Raw genomic sequence first — 15490 nt, forward strand, 5'->3', positions numbered from 1 at the left:
ACTTTACGTCTAGCGAAGCATAATCACGAGCTATAGCATCAAAAAAGGGATCGAAAAGTGTTTTTCGATCCCTTTTTTGATATTGCTAAGTTATACTGGACTCGGCTTAAGACGCAAGGCATTGCGTCTCTACTACTACCATAGCACAAGATTATTTAATCTCAACGACTAATTCTTCTTTCGCTTTGCGATATTTTTTCAAATTCACGTTCCAGTCATTAGCAGCATCACGGTAACCTAAAGGAAGCAATACAACACTTTTCAAGCCTTGTTCTGCCAAACCTAAGATTTTGTCAACTTCTGGAGGAGTAAATCCTTCGATTGGAGTAGCGTCTACACCAACCTCAGCAGCAGCAGCAATCGCCAAACCAAATGCAATATACGCTTGTTTGGCTGCGTGAGTTGCATGCCATTCCTGACCAAGCGGTTCGTACATTCCCCAAAGTGTAGATTTGTAAGCATCCATTGTATTTAACGGTAGCCCACGAACTTCCATCATTTCGTTGAAAACTGTTTCAATTTTTTCCAAAGAATAACCATCCCAAGCAGCAAAAACCAACAAGTGAGAACATTCTGTAATAACGCTTTGATTCCAAGCCACTGGTCTGATTTGCTCAAGGATTTCTTTGTTTGAAATCACAAACACTTTATATGGTTGTAAACCTGACGAAGAAGGAGCCAATCTTGCTGCTTCTAAGATATAATCCAATTTATCTTGAGGAACAACCTCACCGTTCATTTTTTTGGTAGCGTAACGCCATTCCAAAGAATCTAATAATGCCATAACGAATAATATTTTCTAATTTTATGTGACAAAACTAGTAATACTTGGTGACAAAAAGTAACTTTGTGTCAGAAAGTAATAGTTACATTTAGGTAACCAGATGACAAATGACGGAAATTAGCCCAATTCACAAATCCACGGCATGTGGAAAGTCGATTCAAGCCATACATGATGTAATGGATATTATTGGAGGAAAATGGAAAATCTCCATTATTGCCTGCTTGTGTTACAGCAAAATGCGATATTCGGATTTACTTCGAGAAGTCAATGGTATTTCAGGAAAGGTATTAAGTCGAGAATTGAAGGATTTGGAAGAAAATCTTCTTATTACTAGAACCGTAATAAATACGCAGCCTATCAGTGTAGAATATGAGTTGACTGAATACGGGCGTTCATTAAAAAGTATTACGAATGTAATTGCAGAATGGGGATTTGAACATCGAAAAAGAATTTTGGAACAGGAATTAGTATAAAATCAATGGGCTTCCTTCTAGCAATATGCCCCGAGGAAGCCCTTGACCGAATAATAAATTGTCTATTTCAAAAGTTTTTTCAACTTACATTTTTTCAGTTGTTGTATCTGTTCGCTCACGATTTGAGCGGTTAATTTCGAACCTTCATAATTGGGATGGGTATGGTCTTTTGGAAAAAACTTCTCCACGTTTTCTTTTCCTAATTCTTCATATTTAGCTGCCACCACTTCGTTTAGGTCAATAAAATAGGCTTTATTTTCTTCTGCAATTTGTTTTGCCCAAAGTCCGTAAGACAGACTACCTCTTTCTACTTTTCCATTTTTCCAAACATTTCTTGGTACTAAAGAACATACAATTGGGGTTGCACCTTTGGCTTGTGTTTCTTGTACATACTTGCGCATATACCAGCCATACGAATGTACGATTTCATGTTTTTTGGTCAAAAGGTTATCTATCTCCTCTACCTCATTGCCAATGCCTTTGATTGACCCTCTTGCACGACTTGTATCATTGATAGCACCACCGTCGTTGTGTCCAAATTGCATAATTACATAATCTCCTTTTTTCAATTTTGCCATAATTTTATCCCAACGTCCTTCAGTCAAAAACGTACGACTACTACGACCGCCAATAGCGTGATTTTCTACATGTATTTTTACGGTATCAAATTGTTTATCCATAAAACTTCCCCAACCCCACAAACCATCTGAACCAGCTCCAGAGCCATTTCTAACGGTCGAATCTCCAATGATATAAATCGTAGGTTTTGTTTTTAGCATCGTAAATGAACATGCTAACACAAATGCACAAAGTACCAAAAACTTGTTTTTCATCTGAGTAAAATTTTGAATGACAGAATAGATTTCGAGATAAAGTTGATTTTTGAAGAAACTAGCCCCTCTATAAAAAAGGAAGTTCCTCATGCTACCATAAGGAACTTAACCTAAATCTCCCCTAATCAACTGTTTACTTACAAATTACTTGTGTTGTAATCTTCGAAGTAACAAGTGTTTCAATAACGAAGAGTTATATTGTCCACTTATATACTCATTATTTTATTTTTTCATTCTCACGATTTCGCTACCAGCTAATAGGAAACATCCTAAACCGTAGTCTTCGAAATCTGGAATTTTATCAATAGCCAATGGTTGACCATCTTTTGGTTCTTTCCCTGTGCCTTGTACCCAACCCAAAAATCCTGTTGGTTGTACACTCTCTGTTGCTAATGCATTCCAAGCTTTTACTAAAGCTGGCTTATATTGTTTGGCATTCAAATAACCATGGTTGATTCCCCAAGCCATACCGTATGCAAACAATGATGTTCCTGTGGCTTCTTTTCCACCATAATTGGTTGGGTCATGCAAACTCACATTCCAGAATCCATCTTCTCTCTGAAGTGGCAACAATGCCTTCATCATGGTTTTGTACATTTGCAAATATTCGTCACGATGTGGTGCATTTTTAGGCATAATCTCTAACACTCTTACTAGAGCAGCTACAATCCAACCATTTCCACGAGACCAATAACAATCCTGTCCGTTTGGCTCTTTATAGGGTGGCACAAAGTCTTTATCTCTCCACCAAAGTCCATCTTCTGGATTAAATAAGCCCTTTCCTCCTTCTATCGTTTTTGAGTGGTTGTACATTTGGTACATTTTCTCAAAATAGGCATTGTCTTTGTACAAAACGCCCAATTTAGCAAATACTGGCATACCCATCTGTAGCGCATCAATCCATGTCCAATAAGTACAATTAGGATTTTTTACCAAGCTATCCATATTGGCTTTAATATCGCGGATACGCTCTGGCTTTTTGTCCATCATATACAAATCAATATAGGTCTGTCCGCAACATTGGTCATCGGCATTGTGTGTCAATAAGCCCGAACGTAATCCCCATTTATGACTTTCGCCCCATGCTACAGCATAATCGATATAGCGCTGTTGAGGGTCTACTTTATACAAATCCATCAATCCTTCATAATACACCGCACGAGTCCAGATATTACTTGGACGTGTTTTGTTGGTTACAATAGGTTTGCCAGTATCTGGCCATTTTTGCATAAAATAGTCATTTGCTTTACGCATTGAGGCTATCACTTCGGTTTTGCTCGGTAATTTTTGAGCTACTGCCGACATACCGCCTAACAATAAGCATAGCAATAAGGGTACTTTTTTCATTCGTTCAGTATTTAATGATAATGGAGTCCTGTTTATTAGAAAATTAGAACTGTATAAAACAATTTCGGATTCGGGATTTCAGATTTCGGAAATTTGAAATACTGATTTGTAATCCTGAAAAGAATTAGTTTATTTCTTTTTAATCAACAACTGTACAGAGCTATCGTTTATTTCAAACTGATTTGACTTTAGCAAGTTCAACATTTCTGCTCCTGCATAAATCACTGGTCCATACCCATGAGCCGCAAACGGGCTGATTGGACGGTGGTAATAAAATGCTGGATCAAATCCCATCCCTGTACCTACGCAAGTACCTTCTACTTGTCCTTGCTCGTTAACTTTGGTACTTACGGCATTCCAAGCCAACATCGTAGCAGGTGTATATGCCAATTTGTCAATCCAACCTTTATTAATAGCCTTGGCAAAACAATACGCATAAATCGCTGTAGCGGAGGTTTCCAAGTACGAATCGTTTCTATCTAACAATTGATGCCAAAAGCCTGAACCTGATTGGTATTTCATCAAGCCTTTTACGTGTGCTTTCAACAAATTCAAGACCTCTTCACGACCTGGATAGTTTTCTGGTAAAGCTTCCAAAACTTCAATTTTCGTTAAAATAGCCCAACCGTTGGCACGTGCCCAGTGGAACTGAGGATGTTCTGACATACCTTCAACCCAGCCATGCATATAAACACCCTTTTCAGGATTAAACATTCTTTTCGAAAACTGACGAACCTGTTTGATGGCTTCGTCATAGTATTTTTTATCGCCAGTCAATTTGCCCATTTGAGCAATCGCAGGGATACCCATAAACATATCATCCAACCATAAAGTACTTGCTTGAGGGCGATTACGAGCCAAAGTTCCATCACTCAAACGAAACTCCTTATTCATAATATAATTGATATGGCTATCGATTAAAGGGCGATAGTTATTTTGCGTGCCAGCTACCGAAGATTTAATCATCGCGGCACACATAGCTCCACAGTCATCCAATGCATGTGGGTTTAACAATCCCTTCAATGGTCCTTTTGTACCCCAATCCTCGCTCGCACCTGATGACTTTTTAAAGAATGGAACAGCATCGTTGATAAATTTCAAGCGCTTTTCTGTGTATTCTTTATAGCGTGCATCACCTGTGTATTGCGAAGCCAGCATCATAGCCTGATAAGTCACCCCCCATTCGTAACTCACCAAACGAAAATCACCTTTTTGTAAAGCCGTATTTTCATCAATTTTTGACAAATCACTCACTACCTCATTTGTCTTGGTATTGATAAAATTTGTAGGAGTCACTTTTTCTAAATACGCGTGAACTCTTTGCAAGGTTTTTTCAACTTCCTCTGCTTTCACAATTCCATAAGGAACAGGATAGTCAGGCTGAATCAAGTGCAAAGGCGTATTGGAGTCATTAGATTTTGTAACGTTTTTTTGGGCAAAACCTTCTGCACCTGAAAGCAGTAAAAAACCTAACAATGCGACTTTATCAAATGAGTACTTTTTCATAATCGGCTTTGGGATTTTTGGATAATGTGTTTTACTCTCAGAAGTAAAAATAGAAGAAAATCTACTTGCAAAATTGTCTTCGATTTGTACAACTTCCTCAAAGATAAATGTCATTTATGGGTTAGCCGTCCTGTAGCATCCTTGTTGAAATCAAAAACTGGCTTGAATTGAGAATAGAATATGGTAAGATATATTAAAAAAATACAAAAATCGTACAATGAAATTAGTCTACTTTGACACTACTAAAACTGGATTTTGCACAAAAAAAATAGGACAAAGGTTGGATTTTGGCGACATGGCAACGTTCCCGACATCGTTTGCATAAATTAATATTCTTGAAAAATTGAATATGAATTATTCAAATCTTAACCTTTGTTTAGAATTAAAATATAAGTTGATGAGATAGGTTTTAGCCTGTCTAAAAAAAGTATAAGTTTTAATGTTAAGTTTTTTTCTAGAATGCCTAGAAAAACCTTTTCAACCTTATTTATCCATAATATAATGATTGCGAAAAAACATAGAATCTGGGATGTAATTAGAGTCGACGATATTTCGGCAACACCGAAATATCTACAGATTGTACATTCGACACTCAAGGGCATTGAGGCGGGGCAAATTACGGTCAATGATCGCTTGCCATCCATCAATGAAGTGAGTTTCGAGTTGGATGTTTCTCGTGATACTGTCGAGAAGTCATATCGACAACTCAAAAGTATGGGTATTCTTGAATCTGTTCCTAGTAAGGGTTACTACATCAAAAACGTGGATTTTGAAAAACCAATGAAAGTTTTGTTGCTTTTCAATAAACTTTCAGCACATAAAAAAATCATTTTTGATGCTTTTGTGAAAGAGTTGGGTCAACAAGTAGCAATTGATTTTTATGTGTATAACAACGACTTTGCTCTTTTCAAAAAGCTCATTACTGCTAAAAAAGATGAAGACTACTCTCACTTTGTCATTATCCCGTATCTATTAGACTACAACGATAAAGTGCAGGAAGTAGTCAATATGATACCAAAAGAAAAGTTGATTATTTTGGACAAAATGGTCGCAGGAGTCAATGGTGAATTTGGAGCAGTATATGAAAATTTTGAGAAAGATATTTATATGGCGCTTTGCCAAATGCTCGAAAAATTGAGAAACTATACAAGCCTGAAATTAATTTTTCCGAAGCAAAGTTGCTATCCTCAAGAAATCCAAAAAGGATTTTTAAACTTCTGTCAAGATTTTGCTTTTGAGGCAACTATTATTGATAATATCAAAACTGAAAGCGTAACGGAGGGGTCAGTCTATATAAATTTGATGGAAGATGATTTAGTTATACTTATCAAAAAAATTATGAATGATAACCTTGTGATAGGAAAACAAGTAGGTATCATTTCATATAACGAAACGCCTCTAAAAGAGATTATCCTTGACGGCATCACTACAATTTCGACAAATTTTAGAGAAATGGGAAAAACTGCCGCTAGATTGGTACTTGAAAAATCAAAAGACCATGTAGCCAATTTATTCGAAGTAAATCTGCGCAATTCATTGTAAATAACGATTGGGGAAATAAAAAAAAGCCTGAGGTTTCTCAGGCTTTTTTTGTGGGCTTATCAAATGATATATGATTATTTGGCAAACATTACTTGAACTTTCTTATCTAAAAACTTATCAAATAGGAATATTCCCAAAGAAGCCACCGAAATGCCACATAGTACATCAATAACATAATGATGACTTGTGTACACTGCTGCTCCCCAGATTCCTAAACAGAATATGACAAAAAAGATATTAAACCAACCTAATTTTGCTTTTAATCCATAATAAAGTGTAATTAACGGGAACGCTGAATGTAAAGATGGCATAGCCGCAAATACATTGGAGTTTCGTACATACATACCTTTAAATAGGTTTACATCAAGAATTTGGTCAAAGTATCTCAAACCAGCCTCACTGCCTTGGGTATGCAAATCTAAGGCAAATCCGTGCTCTGCTACATACCAAGGTGGAGCCGCAGGATAGGCATAATAGACGATCCAACCGAGAAAATTCACAAAAACAAAACAGTACGCAAATGAATAAAATAAAGGTCTTTTTTTGAGGTAAAAATACAAAGACAATGCAATCGGGATAGGCACCCAGTTGATATAAAAAATGCCTGCTAAGACATCAAAAAGTGGAATATGAACCTTGGCAAAATACTCGCTCAGTGTTAATAATTGACCTTGATAATTTACCCCAAAAAGTGCCTTGTCTAGCTCGTAAGGCTGGTGAATGTGAACAGTATTGAACTCATAATTCGGAAACACTCGAAAGGAATCATAAATAGCCCAATACACTACATAGATGGCAAAAGATAAGATTATTTCTCGACTAAATTTATTGCCAAAATAAGTGGATACAAATAACACATATAACATAATGTGTTCTGGCAACAAGCCTATGAACTTGATATACCAAAAAAAGAATAAGGGTGTGAATATAACTAAACCTAAAATATTCTTAACTGAGAAGCGTTCAAATCCTGTATCCTCAATGTTTAGCACGCTACTACGGTTTGATTTTTTCATAAACATTTTCTCCTGAATAAAAATCTCTTCCAAATACTTCTACATACAATACTTTCGGGCGTAAATTACTCCCTTCGATTTGTACATACACATGGTCGAGTTTTGCTAATTGGTTATTAATCAATAATGAAGCATAAGGCTTTTTGTTTTTGTCAAAGCCTAATCGAAGCTTACGTTTTTTATAAGAAACTACCCATGCTTGAAGCGCATCTGCTTGCCCTTCAATGGTTTCGGTATCTACACCATACGCTAATACCCGCTGTATCCATGAAAGTTCTTTTCGTCGCCCATCTTCTTGGTAACGCAGCCAATACACATCTATGGGATTATCTTCATCAAATCCACCTTTGGGATTGAGACGAGCATCATAGACGATAGTATTAACGTTTGAACTCCGTTGAATATAAAACAGTCTTACTTTTGAATCAGGAACTTTGGGGTAATGAGCGGGTGAAAAACTCACTAATAGTAAGCCAACAAACAACCACAAGAGCTTATTTTGTTTCATTTTTACTTAACTCCTTTTGTGTATATTCTATTCGCTGAATAGCGGTGAAGTTGGACAAGATTGCCACGATAGCTAATGGAATGGTAAATACAGAAATAGATTCAAACCAAGGTATTCTTTCGCTAGGACCCTCTATTCTAAAATCTGCACCAAAAACTGGCGCCAACAAACCACATAACAACGCAGAACCTCCAATAATTACAATTCTTTCGGGTCTTTGCATCCAACCAATTTCACATTTAATATTCAATCCTTCTGCTCTAGCTCTAGTGTAACTCACCATTGAAGAGCCAATAAGTGCTAAAAAGGCAAAAAATGAACTAAATAAATAATGATGAGCTACCAAGTAATAGCATATTCCCAAAAACATAAACATTTCGCTGTAGCGATCCAACACGGAGTCATAAAATGCCCCGAACTTTGAAGAGGTATTACTCACACGTGCCAAACGACCATCAATCATGTCGAATACTCCAGCAAAAAGAATCATAGCTCCACCCCACCCTACGATACTTAGGTCGCCACGATGAGATGCCTCAGCGCCATAAATAAAGATTCCTGCCGCTCCAATATTCAACACCAAGCCAGTGGTGGTAATCATATTGGGCGTAATTTTTAAGGCAATCAATAAATTTATAAAAGGGTTTATCAATTTGTATATCAATTGTTGCCCTGCTGATTTAAGTGCATACATAGTTCTAAGTGATTTATTAATACTTGTTTAGCCTAAAAATCCATTTTAAATCGTCCTCTAATACCATATTCGGACACCTGAGGATTGTCCAAGTAGCTCAACCTTTTGACAAAGTCTACTCTGAAAAACTTCAGGATATTGCCTATACCAATACTAGCCTCCATGTAGGGGCCATTGTTGAGCGAGTGTGTGAGGACTTGCCCTTCTTCATTGGTTGGGAATTTATATAAATCTGGGTTGAGATTCGGGTTATTTTTATCACTCAAACTACCATAGAGTGCTTTGAAAGTAATAATCTCACGAAATTTCAATTTTTTGATTAATGGTATTTTGTTGAAGAAAAATCCATTGAAATAATGATCGACAAACAAACCAGCGTATTGGTCACTTACAAACTCCAAGAAATTCATCAAGTTATATGACTCCAATTGGTATGAATACGATTGGTTTGCACGATGAATCATCAACAAAGGATATGGCACTTTTCCAAAAATTCTACCACCTTCAGCTGTTACATCGGTATAGCCAATCGGTGAAATAAAGAATCGTTTATTGGCACGCAAGGTGATATTATGAAAATTGTAACCACTATTCAAAATATTGGCAATACCCAAAGTATATCTTGCCTGAAAAATTGGATACTTGTTAATAATTGGAATACGATAATTTTTACCTTGATAAAACTGCTCATTTGGCGCAAATCTTAAATTAAAAGAGAGCTCCGTAGAAGTCACTGTTCTATCTGTAATCACGATGCCGTCAAGTTTTCCTACTTTTTGGAATGTTAAACTCCCTGCTGCTTCTTGACTCAAGTTTTTCAAACCTATTTCATAACTAATGCCTGAACGAGATTCTTTTCGGTAGTCAACACGAAGGACTTTATTATAGGTCATTTTATCGTTTACTCCTCTTTTGAAAGACAACAAAAAGTTATCCTCTTGAATAAACTGTAACTCCTGTCCAGGAATACGCACTTCATCCTGATAAGACACACGTAGATAATTATTAGGAAATTCATAAATCGAGTTTTTCCCTAAATTATAGGTTAACGCCCCAAAACCTTTCCAGCGTTCATCTTTGAATCCATAAGCCATGTAAGTTTCAAAATACAATCTCGGATTCAGCTTTGCCATAGTTCGCCCTCCAAGACGTAAACGAAATCCTTCAACTGGGTTGAAACTATAAAAAGTGTTAACAGGTCCTATTTCAAAAGTACCAAAATCAGAATATCCGAATAAAAACAATCCAGCAATTTTCATGGCTCTTTTAAAGGCTGGGACTTTCTGAATACTATCTGCCATTTGGTAGATATTGGTTTCGACCCTACTGAGCTGTTGATGACGTGCTTGATTCCAAAAACCCTCATCTCTTACATAGGCATTTTCAGTCAGAACATTTTTCTGAATTGGCTTAAAATATTCGTTATCAATTGGATTATTCAATTTGTAATTTCGAAAAGAAACTGCACGCTTCCCTATCACGCCCCGAGAATTTTCTGTCTTGAAAAGATTAAACTCAATCATGATTTCATCTTTTGCTAGCATCAAAAATTTCTCAGCGGTTGGTTGATATTCTTGCTCAATCTCCATTCCCATCACAAAGTTGAGATTGATGTTTTTAGGCACTCCCATCTTGATACGGCGTACAGCATAAGACGAATCCATCGCTACGTACATCGTTCCCACGAAGGCAAAATCAGCTTGATTCCGTGGCGAGAAACCTAAATTGATACATTTTACGCCATCATGTTGAAGCGTATCCAAAATGACAAATCGGTAAAATGTTGGAGAAAGTGGCGAAATTGGGCTAATAAACTGTTGCGAAAGCAGACTGATGTTGTTATCGTAGATATTCACATCTTCGTACATTCTATTTAAGTAAGCCCCCATGCCATTATTATCAAGAAATTGTTCTAAGCCCACTTTCTTTTCTCCTTTGATATAAGACTTTTCTTCCCTAGGACTTTTCCTAAAATAGACATCCGAAACTGTTTCTTTCAAATACAAAGGCAGGGATACCTTTCCTGTGAGCTTTGCAGTGTCGAGGTTATCAAAGATAAATTGAAAGTTCTTAAAGATTTTCTTATTCTTGTAAGCATCGTCGATATTACTCAAATCCAACTGAAGTTTTTCATATTTCTCATACTGATAATAATCTAAACCTTCCTTTCTGTTATCGTCCTTGTGATCAATCACCTTTCTGATAAGTGCCACCGCTGGATTGTCTTTGTTACGATATTTATCTTTTTTTCCTTTTACTACAACCTCTGATAGATTCTGTGTAGTTGAAGTCAGGCGAATAGAAATAGTTTGGGTAATATCCTTTTTGAAAGATTTTACCTCATTCTTATAACCTACTGACGAAAACTGCACTTTACCCGAGCCGTATTCTTTTACTGTAATCGTAAAATTTCCATTCACGTCCGACTGTACCCCCTGGGACGTACCCAAAATAGTTACATTGACAAATGGAATCGCTTCATTCGTTTTATTTTCAGAGATTTTACCTTTGATAATAGTCTGCGACTGTGCCACAAAAGCGCATGAGCACAGCAGAAAGAGGAATATGTTATTGAGAAATTTTATTTCTTGAGGGAGACTATAAAGATACCTTTTCATACGTTTTATTCTTAAATACAAACCACTGATTTAGACCGTAGCTGTACACCACAAATACAATCACTCCAACTACTACTCGAACGGTAAGATAATGCCAAGAGCCAAAGTGCGACAGTAAGGCTACCCCACCTACATTCATAGCGGAGTTTCCTACAGCAACTATAGCATATTTGATACCTTGCCATGTTAAAGATTGCGTATCTTTTGCCTGAAAAACCCATGTTCGGCTTACCCAAAAACCAATGATAGCACCAAGGATATTACCCACCAAGGTAGCCCATTCGTCATTAACCTGAAATCCTGAAACAAGTGAATAAGAGGCACTAAAGTCAACGGTCGTCGCAATACCCGACGCTGACATAAACTTGAGAAATATCCTGAGATATTTATACATAAAAATTAAAGAGAAGAAGTATTACTTGTAAGGTTAAATTGGCCCAAATTCCAGCGGCTACATCGTCTAGCATAACTCCCCAACCGTTTTCATATTTCTCAAAAGAGCGAATATTAAAAGGTTTGAAAATATCGTAAATTCTAAATAGTACTAACCCTAATACCAAGTTGGTCCACGAGAATGGAATTAGGCATAAACTAAGCCATTGTCCGACCACCTCGTCAATCACAATTTTGGATGAATCTTCGCCCCAAATCTGTTCTGTAACCTCAGATGCCTTGCGACCAATAAAAAGAAAAATAATAGTAAGTCCCACTAAAACAGCTTGATAGCCTAAGGCATTTGTGGGAAAAAGCGCATTTAACCCAATAACGCCTAAACAAGCAAGTATGGCTCCAAACGTACCAGAACCTTTGGGTATATAACCAATCCCAAGCGCTGACGCTATGATAATATGTAATCGTTGATGATTCATTGGAAAGAGTGCCATTTGCCTTAGTACAAAGGAAGAAAGGAAATCTACAGCACCTAATTTGTGTTTGGATGAAAGTAAGTCTATTTGGTTTAATAGACTTACTTTCAACTTTTTAGAAAATTACAATTCTACGTCTTCTTCTACATTTTCGTAGTAATCCATTCCTAGATTTGTAATCAATTCTTCGCCCATTAAATAGCGAAGTGTATTTTCTAATTTTTCCAATTGCTTAAACAAATCGTGGATTGGTTCTAAGCCTGGCAACGTTTGTGGAGCTTTCCAGTAGAATGACAACCACTCTTGAATACCTGACAAGTTTGCACGTTTTGCAACATCAAGGAATAAGGCCAAATCCAATACAATTGGTGCAGCTAAAATAGAGTCACGGCACAAGAAATTGATTTTGATTTGCATCTGGTAACCCATCCAACCAAAGATATCGATATTGTCCCAGCCCTCTTTGTTGTCACCAAGTGGCGGATAATATTCGATACGAACTTTGTGATGAATATCGCCCCATAATTCAGGATTTTGCTCTGCGTCTAAGATACCATCCAACACATTGCCTTTAGATACTTCTTTGGTTTTGAAGTTCTCTGGCGCATCCAATACCAAGCCATCTCTGTTACCTAAGATATTGGTACTGAACCAACCACGCACACCCAATGCACGAGCACGCAAACCTGGTGCTACAATAGTTTTCATCAAGGTTTGACCCGTTTTGAAGTCTTTTCCAGCAATAGGCGTATGAGTCAATGTAGCTAATTCTTCGAGGGCAGGAATGTCCAAACATAAGTTTGGTGCACCCATGGCAAACGGCACTCCAGACTTGATAGCAGCATAGGCATACATCATTGAAGGCGCAATATCTGGGTCGTTACTTGCCAAACCAGCTTCAAAATTAGCCAATGATGAGTGTACCTCTTTTGCTTCATGGTAGATTTCTGTAGAACCACACCATACCATTACCAAACGCTCACAATCATTAGCGATTTTGAAGTTTTCGATGTCTGCCATCAACTCTTCAATCAGTTCTAATTTGCTTGTTTGAGGCTTAACGTTATCTCCTTCTAAGTTTTTTACGTAACGCTTACCAAAAACCGCTTTCATAGGAACGATTTTTTCCAAATCCTCACGAATCAACTCCACCATTCCACGATCCAAAACACCTGCTTTAAGCGCTGCATCAAACATATTGTCTCCATATACGTCCCATCCTCCGAAAACGATGCTATCTAAAGAAGCCAAGGGTACAAAATCTTTAATTTTTGGATTACGCTTTTCTGTTCTTTTACCCAAACGAATGTTTGCGGTTTGAGTAAGAGAACCTGTCGGATGTGCTAATCCTTTTCTAGAAGCAATAACGCCTGCCACAAACGTTGTAGCAACCGCTCCCATTCCTGGCATCAAAATACCAAGCTTTCCTGTAGCAGCCGAAACCGTAGGGTTCATATTCATAATCTATTTGTAATATATGGTGAATTGTTCTTATAAATGCAACTTAGTAAATTCCAAGAGATTATCCTTAAAGCTAGGACAATCTTAACCTACATTTTACTTTAAGTACTATCTCAAATGTCGACTAAAAAAAGTTATTTAGAGACGAAAACGTAAAACTTATCGACCGAATTCGTATTTCGGTCTAATTTTTATTCAAAAAAATCAGGCTGTTGTATAAAAGCCTAATTGCATTTAGTGGAAGGATATATGTTGGAAATAGAAAAAAGAAGAAGAATCTTTTAATAAAACAGTATTCAGAAAAAAAAGTTTCAACCGAAATCAGAATTTCTCAAAATTTATTTTTTGGTAAGTCTAAACAGACGATGATTTGATACCAATACCACTGATAAAGGTATCTATCAAGAAATCTATATGACGAATATAGTCTTTCTCAATTTCAAACACTTCCATATTCGACAACTCAAATCCGCGTAAAGAAGCCACAATCACTCTACAGAGAACATCAATATGTTCTTCTGTTTCGGGACGAAATTCTTCGTTTTCGATACCAAAAATCAGAAACCCTTTTACTAAGGTCAACTCCTCTTGAAGGTGTTTTCTTTTTAGATTAAAAATAGTAATGGCATGATCCATAATCTCCTCCTTGAGTACCTGACTAAGATTACACATCTTCTCAAGTTTTTGGAGACGGGTCAACCAATACACTTTCAATTTTTGCCTTGCGGTAACTTCTTTCGAGGCAGCTATTTCGATAGATTCGAACAGTTCTCGAATTTCATTTTCAATTACTGCTTCAAAAATTTCAATCTTACTTGGGAAATAATAATATAACGTACTTTTCCCTTTACCTACAAATTTGGCAATATCTTCCATCGTGGTCTTTTTGAGACCATAACGTTGAAACAAAACTTTTGCGGCTTCAATCACCTCTTTGATGATGATTTCGTCTTTTTGAAGTGTGTCAGTCATACGATTCGACCAAATATGTATTTCGGTCCAAAATTATAGAAGGAAATTTGATTTGACAATAGATTTTAGATTTATTTATCAAATCAATCGACTAAATTCTGTTATTTGTCTAGATATTGTTGAGAAAATTCTTTGATTGGCGCTATTGCAGCCTGCACAAATGAGATAATATAAGGATTTGTGGTCTGCGAAAAAATCTCTTTTGGTGTACCCAACATAAGCAAATCGCCTTTATGCATCACTCCTATTCGGTCAGCAACCAACAGGGCTTCAATCATATCATGTGTCACAAAAAGACAAGCTATTTCTTCATGTTTGATTAAAGAAACCAGATTTTGACGTAAATGTTGCTTGTTGATAGAGTCCAAATTAGAGAAAGGCTCGTCGAGTAACAAGGCTTGAGGTTCCTCGGCGATGGCTCTGGCAATGGCTGTTCGCTGTTTTTCGCCACCCGATACATCCTTGGGCTTTTTGTCTTTAATATGTGTAATTCCACATAAATCCAACAGCTCAGCTACTCGTTCTACTCGATATTCACGGGTATATTTTGTGAGAGATAAATCAATATTTTCCCAAATTTTGTGTTCGGGTTTAAGTTTGTAGTCTTGTGGAACAAGTTTTATATCAGGTAACTCACGGATGAGTCGATTAAAATATAGGTCAACTTCTTGGTCATCCAGCCACATTTTTCCTTCATCAGGACGAATATTTCCTGAAATCATGTTTAATAAAGTAGTTTTTCCAGAACCACTTTCACCCACAATGGCCAGAATTTCTGCAGGTGCTACTTCAAGAGAAATATTGTTTACGACTACTCGTTCATCATATACTTTTGTCAAATTAGTGATTTTCAAAATACCCATGCCTTTG

15 protein-coding genes are annotated in these 15490 nt (G+C 36.9%); 2 read left to right on the forward strand and 13 right to left on the reverse strand.

Annotation, left to right across the window (positions count from 1 at the left end; genetic code table 11):
• Window positions 1-151: 151 nt before the first annotated feature.
• Window positions 152-784, reverse strand: coding sequence for an NAD(P)H-dependent oxidoreductase (locus QM481_RS16605; RefSeq protein ID WP_283382529.1), 633 nt, complete (start codon window positions 782-784; stop codon window positions 152-154).
• Between the two features lie 107 nt (window positions 785-891).
• Here QM481_RS16605 and QM481_RS16610 point away from each other — a divergent pair, with 107 nt between their 5' ends.
• Window positions 892-1257 (forward strand): winged helix-turn-helix transcriptional regulator, encoded by a 366-nt coding sequence (locus tag QM481_RS16610; protein WP_283382530.1) that lies wholly within the window; start codon window positions 892-894, stop codon window positions 1255-1257.
• Window positions 1258-1319: 62 nt separating this feature from the next.
• Here QM481_RS16610 and QM481_RS16615 read toward each other — a convergent pair whose 3' ends face one another.
• The 3 genes from QM481_RS16615 to QM481_RS16625 all read right to left on the reverse strand — a co-directional run bounded on the left by QM481_RS16615 (window position 1320) and on the right by QM481_RS16625 (window position 4943).
• Window positions 1320-2090: a rhamnogalacturonan acetylesterase gene (locus tag QM481_RS16615; RefSeq protein WP_283382531.1), complete on the reverse strand. Its 771-nt coding sequence runs from the start codon at window positions 2088-2090 to the stop codon at window positions 1320-1322.
• Window positions 2091-2312: 222 nt separating this feature from the next.
• Entirely contained in the window at window positions 2313-3437 is a 1125-nt protein-coding gene (locus tag QM481_RS16620; RefSeq protein WP_283382532.1) for a glycoside hydrolase family 88/105 protein, read from the reverse strand.
• A 129-nt stretch (window positions 3438-3566) separates the two neighbouring features.
• Window positions 3567-4943, reverse strand: a complete 1377-nt coding sequence (locus tag QM481_RS16625; protein WP_166553363.1) for a glycoside hydrolase family 88/105 protein — start codon at window positions 4941-4943, stop codon at window positions 3567-3569.
• Window positions 4944-5444: 501 nt separating this feature from the next.
• Between QM481_RS16625 and QM481_RS16630 the strand changes: the two genes are divergently transcribed.
• Window positions 5445-6485 carry a GntR family transcriptional regulator gene (locus tag QM481_RS16630; RefSeq protein WP_166553349.1) on the forward strand — a complete coding sequence of 347 codons (1041 nt, stop codon included), beginning with the start codon at window positions 5445-5447 and terminating at the stop codon, window positions 6483-6485.
• Between the two features lie 74 nt (window positions 6486-6559).
• Here the strand turns inward: QM481_RS16630 and QM481_RS16635 are convergent, their stop codons facing one another.
• The 9 genes from QM481_RS16635 to QM481_RS16675 form a co-directional block, all read right to left on the reverse strand.
• Entirely contained in the window at window positions 6560-7501 is a 942-nt protein-coding gene (locus QM481_RS16635; RefSeq protein WP_283382533.1) for a phosphatase PAP2 family protein, read from the reverse strand.
• Window positions 7482-8009, reverse strand: a complete 528-nt coding sequence (locus QM481_RS16640; protein ID WP_283382534.1) for a DUF4833 domain-containing protein — start codon at window positions 8007-8009, stop codon at window positions 7482-7484. The genes QM481_RS16635 and QM481_RS16640 overlap by 20 nt, the downstream gene beginning before the upstream one ends.
• Window positions 7996-8703, reverse strand: a complete 708-nt coding sequence (locus tag QM481_RS16645; protein WP_166553346.1) for a CDP-alcohol phosphatidyltransferase family protein — start codon at window positions 8701-8703, stop codon at window positions 7996-7998. The genes QM481_RS16640 and QM481_RS16645 overlap by 14 nt, the downstream gene beginning before the upstream one ends.
• Window positions 8704-8735: 32 nt before the next feature.
• Entirely contained in the window at window positions 8736-11321 is a 2586-nt protein-coding gene (locus QM481_RS16650) for a DUF5686 and carboxypeptidase-like regulatory domain-containing protein (protein ID WP_283382535.1), read from the reverse strand.
• On the reverse strand, window positions 11302-11715 hold the full coding sequence (locus QM481_RS16655; RefSeq protein WP_166553344.1) for a GtrA family protein: 414 nt from the start codon (window positions 11713-11715) through the stop codon (window positions 11302-11304). Before QM481_RS16655 ends, QM481_RS16650 begins: the two co-directional genes overlap by 20 nt.
• Window positions 11708-12190, reverse strand: coding sequence for a phosphatidylglycerophosphatase A family protein (locus QM481_RS16660; RefSeq protein ID WP_166553343.1), 483 nt, complete (start codon window positions 12188-12190; stop codon window positions 11708-11710). Before QM481_RS16660 ends, QM481_RS16655 begins: the two co-directional genes overlap by 8 nt.
• Before the next feature lie 120 nt (window positions 12191-12310).
• On the reverse strand, window positions 12311-13642 hold the full coding sequence (locus QM481_RS16665) for an inositol-3-phosphate synthase (RefSeq protein WP_283382536.1): 1332 nt from the start codon (window positions 13640-13642) through the stop codon (window positions 12311-12313).
• Between the two features lie 360 nt (window positions 13643-14002).
• The gene (locus QM481_RS16670) at window positions 14003-14620 is read right to left on the reverse strand and encodes a TetR/AcrR family transcriptional regulator (protein ID WP_283382537.1); all 618 of its coding nucleotides are present in this window, start codon (window positions 14618-14620) and stop codon (window positions 14003-14005) included.
• A 101-nt stretch (window positions 14621-14721) separates the two neighbouring features.
• Window positions 14722-15483, reverse strand: coding sequence for an ABC transporter ATP-binding protein (locus QM481_RS16675; RefSeq protein ID WP_166553340.1), 762 nt, complete (start codon window positions 15481-15483; stop codon window positions 14722-14724).
• Window positions 15484-15490: the final 7 nt, after the last annotated feature.

The sequence above is a fragment of the Flectobacillus rivi genome (genome assembly GCF_030056655.1).
In the GTDB taxonomy this organism is placed as follows: domain Bacteria; phylum Bacteroidota; class Bacteroidia; order Cytophagales; family Spirosomataceae; genus Flectobacillus; species Flectobacillus rivi.

Bases quoted from the DNA above. Each gene is read 5' to 3' on its own strand.
- QM481_RS16605 (WP_283382529.1), bottom strand. From the start codon at position 784: ATGGCATTATTAGATTCTTTGGAATGGCGTTACGCTACCAAAAAAATG.
- QM481_RS16610 (WP_283382530.1), top strand. From the start codon at position 892: ATGACGGAAATTAGCCCAATTCACAAATCCACGGCATGTGGAAAGTCG.
- QM481_RS16615 (WP_283382531.1), bottom strand. From the start codon at position 2,090: ATGAAAAACAAGTTTTTGGTACTTTGTGCATTTGTGTTAGCATGTTCA.
- QM481_RS16620 (WP_283382532.1), bottom strand. From the start codon at position 3,437: ATGAAAAAAGTACCCTTATTGCTATGCTTATTGTTAGGCGGTATGTCG.
- QM481_RS16625 (WP_166553363.1), bottom strand. From the start codon at position 4,943: ATGAAAAAGTACTCATTTGATAAAGTCGCATTGTTAGGTTTTTTACTG.
- QM481_RS16630 (WP_166553349.1), top strand. From the start codon at position 5,445: ATGATTGCGAAAAAACATAGAATCTGGGATGTAATTAGAGTCGACGAT.
- QM481_RS16635 (WP_283382533.1), bottom strand. From the start codon at position 7,501: ATGAAAAAATCAAACCGTAGTAGCGTGCTAAACATTGAGGATACAGGA.
- QM481_RS16640 (WP_283382534.1), bottom strand. From the start codon at position 8,009: ATGAAACAAAATAAGCTCTTGTGGTTGTTTGTTGGCTTACTATTAGTG.
- QM481_RS16645 (WP_166553346.1), bottom strand. From the start codon at position 8,703: ATGTATGCACTTAAATCAGCAGGGCAACAATTGATATACAAATTGATA.
- QM481_RS16650 (WP_283382535.1), bottom strand. From the start codon at position 11,321: ATGAAAAGGTATCTTTATAGTCTCCCTCAAGAAATAAAATTTCTCAAT.
- QM481_RS16655 (WP_166553344.1), bottom strand. From the start codon at position 11,715: ATGTATAAATATCTCAGGATATTTCTCAAGTTTATGTCAGCGTCGGGT.
- QM481_RS16660 (WP_166553343.1), bottom strand. From the start codon at position 12,190: ATGAATCATCAACGATTACATATTATCATAGCGTCAGCGCTTGGGATT.
- QM481_RS16665 (WP_283382536.1), bottom strand. From the start codon at position 13,642: ATGAACCCTACGGTTTCGGCTGCTACAGGAAAGCTTGGTATTTTGATG.
- QM481_RS16670 (WP_283382537.1), bottom strand. From the start codon at position 14,620: ATGACTGACACACTTCAAAAAGACGAAATCATCATCAAAGAGGTGATT.
- QM481_RS16675 (WP_166553340.1), bottom strand. From the start codon at position 15,483: ATGGGTATTTTGAAAATCACTAATTTGACAAAAGTATATGATGAACGA.